This is a genomic window from Alkalibacillus haloalkaliphilus C5, from assembly GCF_000269905.1.
Lineage (GTDB): Bacteria > Bacillota > Bacilli > Bacillales > Alkalibacillaceae > Alkalibacillus > Alkalibacillus haloalkaliphilus_A.
Genome location: NZ_AKIF01000186.1, coordinates 1 through 4,839 on the forward strand (window position 1 = coordinate 1; position 4,839 = coordinate 4,839).

Here is a 4,839-nt window from a genome sequence, read left to right on the forward strand (position 1 = left end):
ATAATCGCTTTTGATAAATCGTCAACATGAACAAACGTTTTATATAAATTTGTTGCTGCTTCACTATAACTATTCCCACCAATCTTTCTTAAAACTCTTTTCGTTCGTTGTTCAATATTCTGGTTTAAATCGTTGCCATAAAGGGGTCCAGTTCGAATAATAGTGTAATTTGAATGCATATACTGAACTTTCTTTTCACCTTTTATTTTTGAATTGATATAAGTAGATAAAGGAGTCCCTTCAGTTACTGGTAAAGTATGATCAGACTCTGTATAGTCACCTTCCCCTTTTGTAAAAACACCATCCGAAGAAATAAAAATAAATTTCGTTCTTTCGCTTATAGCTGATAAAAGGTTTGTAAGACCAGTGTTTATTAGTACATCCTCTTCATCCTTGCTTAACAATGTCCAAATAAATACATCAGGAAGATTATCTTTTATAACATGCTCTACTGCATTTTATCAGTTACGTCCAATGAAATGATATTTGATTGGTTATGAGCATACCTTGATGTACCCAATACTGTATAACCTGAACTCTCAGCATATCCTAATAGAGTTGAGCCCAGAAAACCTGTCGCTCCTAGAATTAGAATTCTCAAGTCTAGTTCCTCCTTAGAATTTATTAGTCAATTATTTTTTTAACAACAGTTTAAATACAATGACTCTGCTTCGAATGTTATATAAGGGCACATCTATTTATTTACTTCACTAAATACTCCAATACCTTTATATTTTACATACCTTTGTTCAACGACCATTTCTTCGGTGTAAGTCGAAAATTCCTTAAGTGATCTTTCTATTATTTTCTTCAATCGATTAGCTTGTTCAATTGGGTTATGGTGTGCTCCACCTTTAATTTCAGGGACAATTTCATCAATAATCTTTAATTCTTTTAGATCTGGTGCGGTAATCTTCATCGTATTAGCTGCATACTCACCTTGAGTTGCATCTTTCCAAAGAAGAGCAGCTGCTGATTCTGGCGCAATGACAGAGAACCACGTATTTTCTAACATATGAATATGGTTTCCTACACCAATTCCTAATGCTCCCCCACTCGCGCCTTCACCAATTACAATGCTTATAATGGGTACTTTCAATCCGGCCATCTCAAAAAGGTTATGTGCAAGTGCTCTTGATTGCCCGCGTTCTTCTGCTCCTTTTCCTGGAAAGGCCCCTTTTGTATCGATTAACGTAATAACAGGTCTATTGAATTTTTCTGCTTGTTTCATCAGCCTTAAAGCTTTTCTATAGCCTTCTGGATTCGGCATGCCAAAGTTTCGTGCTAAATTCTCTTTCGTATCTCGACCTCTTTGTTGACCAATAATTGTAACTGGCCTATCGTCAAACTTAGCAATTCCACCAACAATAGCTTGGTCATCACTAAAATAACGATCACCGTGCAACTCGATAAACTGATCAAATAATAAATCAATATATTCTAATGTCGTTGGTCGATTCGGGTGACGTGCTATTTGAACTCTTTGCCATGGCGTCAGATTATTATAAATTTCATCTTGTAAATTTGAAACACGCTCTTGGAGGTTAGATATTTCTTTAGAAAGGTCAACGTCTGATTCTTCTGCGTAAGTGATGAGCTCATTGATTTTGTTTTTTAATTCAAATATTGGCTTTTCAAACTCCAAATAATTTTTCAATAACTCCACCTCTTAAAATAGATATCAATACAAATATTACTTCGCCAATTAATTAGAATACCCCTTTATTTATCTAAATGCTTAATCTAATGATTTAATTTCACATTGATTTGTTGCAAATGGTGAACATCATGTTTTACAAAGATTTTTATAAAACTTTCACTTGAGAATTTTCGCTTTCCTTGTCCAATTGTAAATCTAGTATCCTTTTCTACTTTTGAGATACTTTCGATCAGTTCTTTTCGCGTTTCTATAAAATCATCAATCACAGTTTCAACTGAATGATCTTTTATATAGGCTACCGCTTCTTCGTTGTGTTCGTCATGATTAGGAAACGGTGGCAACTTTCCTCCGTTAGTCATTAACGGAACCATTTTTTCAAGATTATGCTTATCCCAATAATATAAATGCCCTACTATTTCTCTAATCGACCATTTTCCATCACTGATTGGTTCAGTTAGTTGTGCTTCTGGTACCTCTTTTAACTTTTGTATGGTATCCATTGTTTCTTCGAATTGCTTTAACACTTTCTTCATATTAAATCCACCTACTCTTCAATTTTATATAAAACAAAAAAGGGCCCTTCATGAGTTACGTACAGTTAGTGAAGAAATATCACAAATAAAATTACACACGATTTAAATGAGTGTCTTTAAATTCTGTTGGGTACTTTAATCCATAACCAACCATTCTGTCCATTCCAATATGGGCTAACCAAATTAAACCGACTGCTAAAGCCGTTTGGTTGGATATTAATAAACCCAAAAGAATAACAATTATAGCTGTAGTGTAAGTATGAAAATAATTATAAAGCATTGCACCAACTTTATTATTAAATAAATAACCAAGCATTGAAACATCTGGTGATAGTAGCAAGACAAAAAATAATACCCAACTAAATTGACAATATCCATAAAGATAAATACTTAATGCAAAGACGGCAAGACCTTCTATGTGCAATAGGATTTTATTCAAAATTAAATCCCCCATTCTATCTACTAACTAGCTTTTTTTTTCAACCCATATTGCTTTTGTATAAGCTATATTCATTCCTACTCTTTCCATATTATTTTGACTGACTGCGCCAAACCTGGCTTGCCCTACAACAACATCACACTTTTCACGCTTGGCATGGTCAATACGGTGCTTTATTAATGCACTATGGACTCCTTTATTTCTGAAGTTTGGTAAAGTAGCTGAAGCAGCTAAAGTAGCTATACCGTCTTTTATGAACAAAACGCCTATCCCTGCAGGTTCGTTTTCATAACTAGCTAGATAAAAAGTCCAATTTTTTATGTTATAAAGTACTTCATTATTTTGTGCGACTCCACTTTTTAAAAATGCTGGCATTTGAAAACCTTTAGTATAGATTTCCGCAAATGTGTTAAATTCATTTCCTTCTAACTCACGAATCGTAATCTTTGGGTCATAACTTACTGTTAATTCATTAGAAGTTGAAGCATAAAATGTTGTATGAAAATCATGGTGATAATAGCCCGCATCACTTAGAGAAGTTAGTAATTCTGAAGAAGTATGAGCAGGAGTTAATTCAAATCGAACGGGAATCTCTTTTTCTTTGTAAAAATCTATAATCTTATCTATTTGGTTTTCATCACCTTCTTTTAACCCTTTTATCGTATTGAAAGATGGACCTGGAATGTTCTTTACTGAAAAAGCTGTTGCATTCCCAAACCTTTGAATGTCTACTCCCATTGGATTACCTTCTATTTTTTGAATTTCTGTTAGTCGAGATCTCACTGTTTCAATTTCTGAATCTTCCAATCGAAAAGACAATTCTTTATTTGCTACTGGGCTCATACTCTCACTCTCCAACACAATAATTTAACTTATACCTTCATATACAATACAGCTTCTCCTTCTACAAATTCTCCTGTTTTTACAAAACCTATTTCTTCATATAATTTAATAGCCACTTCATTTTTGGGTTCTGTTGCTATTCGAAGCCCGATGCTTCCATACTTACTTCTAAAGTAATTAATAAATCTATTTAAAGATTCTTTTCCATAACCTTTATTCTGGTAGTCTTGATCAATCATAAATCGTTCAATCCACCATGAATCTAATGGATAGTCCTCATCAGCCGGATAAAACACATACATCATAAAACCAATCATAGTTTCACCTTGATAAATAGCCATAGGAAATCTTTCGCCATTTTCATAATTTGCTTCAAGTAGAGAGAACCAATTAGGTGCAACAAAATCCTTTTGATCATCTTTTACGTTCAACTTCACACATTCAACGTAATTATTTGGATCAACTGCTTTGAATTCAATTTGCATAGCTATTTTCACCTTCAATACCATAATTTTTTGAATAAAAATAATAAAAGACCAAGTTATAAAACGATCATAGAGTTAAATAGAAGTATCAAATTTTATAGTGTCCCTTTAAATTTATTTGGCTTTTTTACATAGCTTTCAATAATAAACCCACAGTCAGTACAAAGAATATACTCAACTTCTGAACCAAAACTCAGCTTATTTACAGGATTCATGCCATTATATCCTGCATGCTTACCTTTTCCTAAGTCTGTACTTCCACATTTTGGGCATTGTAATGATTCTGTAGAATTATCCATTAGAGACCCTCCCTAAATTACGTTTAAATCATTATTTCCCTAACAAAACCCTTCAAATAAACGTCCGCCCGTAAGAATTTTGATCGATTTCATTGAATTCAATTTACATATTCACTTCTCCAATATCACAATTTTCTGAACCTAAATTTATATTAAAAGGACCGGTTTATAAAAACGGTCGTGGAAGTCCTATACTTAACTATCGCCCCCTTAAGTATAAATAAGGTTTTCCCCATTAACTTTAATAACAGGATTTAATATATCCTCTTGGTTAAAGGTGCATTTTCACGGATATCTAATAGCTCTTTTATCAGTTGTTGCAGTTTAACAATACGCATACTATAAGTGTTTTCCTGATTATTAGGTCCAGGAGGTTAAACTAAGCAGATATTGGTGGTTCATCATATATTTTCCCCCTCTTTTCCCATCTTCAACTAACTACCTCAACTGTTCTCCAGAAACTATATGCCAATGTAAATGTTTTGAATCTTGATAATCCCCTAAGTTAGTAATAACTCTACATGCACCATTTTCTTCAGTTACCATAGCCGCCACCTTTTGAATAACGCCCATTAGTTCT

Annotated in this window: 9 protein-coding genes; all 9 read right to left on the minus strand. The window is 33.4% G+C overall.

All coding sequences use genetic code 11. The annotated features are described in order from the left end of the window. On the minus strand, positions 1-404 hold a 404-nt coding region (locus tag A194_RS0114660; RefSeq protein WP_017187556.1), incomplete at its 3' end, for a sugar nucleotide-binding protein. Between the two features lie 44 nt (positions 405-448). After that, positions 449-601 carry an NAD-dependent epimerase/dehydratase family protein gene (locus tag A194_RS21045; protein ID WP_017187557.1) on the minus strand — a complete coding sequence of 51 codons (153 nt, stop codon included), beginning with the start codon at positions 599-601 and terminating at the stop codon, positions 449-451. A gap of 93 nt (positions 602-694) precedes the next feature. Further along, complete coding sequence (gene accA, locus A194_RS0114670; RefSeq protein ID WP_017187558.1) at positions 695-1,657, minus strand: acetyl-CoA carboxylase carboxyl transferase subunit alpha; 963 nt, start codon at positions 1,655-1,657, stop codon at positions 695-697. An 86-nt stretch (positions 1,658-1,743) separates the two neighbouring features. After that, positions 1,744-2,193, minus strand: a complete 450-nt coding sequence (locus A194_RS0114675; protein ID WP_017187559.1) for a DinB family protein — start codon at positions 2,191-2,193, stop codon at positions 1,744-1,746. Positions 2,194-2,284: 91 nt separating this feature from the next. After that, a complete protein-coding gene (locus A194_RS0114680) occupies positions 2,285-2,632 on the minus strand; it encodes a DUF4260 domain-containing protein (RefSeq protein ID WP_017187560.1) in 348 nt (115 codons plus the stop codon). A 27-nt stretch (positions 2,633-2,659) separates the two neighbouring features. Beyond that, positions 2,660-3,475, minus strand: a complete 816-nt coding sequence (locus A194_RS0114685; RefSeq protein ID WP_017187561.1) for a GNAT family N-acetyltransferase — start codon at positions 3,473-3,475, stop codon at positions 2,660-2,662. A gap of 29 nt (positions 3,476-3,504) precedes the next feature. Further along, entirely contained in the window at positions 3,505-3,960 is a 456-nt protein-coding gene (locus tag A194_RS0114690; protein WP_017187562.1) for a GNAT family N-acetyltransferase, read from the minus strand. A gap of 95 nt (positions 3,961-4,055) precedes the next feature. Beyond that, positions 4,056-4,259: a hypothetical protein gene (locus tag A194_RS0114695; protein ID WP_017187563.1), complete on the minus strand. Its 204-nt coding sequence runs from the start codon at positions 4,257-4,259 to the stop codon at positions 4,056-4,058. 438 nt (positions 4,260-4,697) lie between these two features. After that, positions 4,698-4,839, minus strand: a 142-nt coding sequence (locus A194_RS20865) for an HIT domain-containing protein (protein ID WP_017187564.1), incomplete at its 5' end; no start/stop codon positions are given.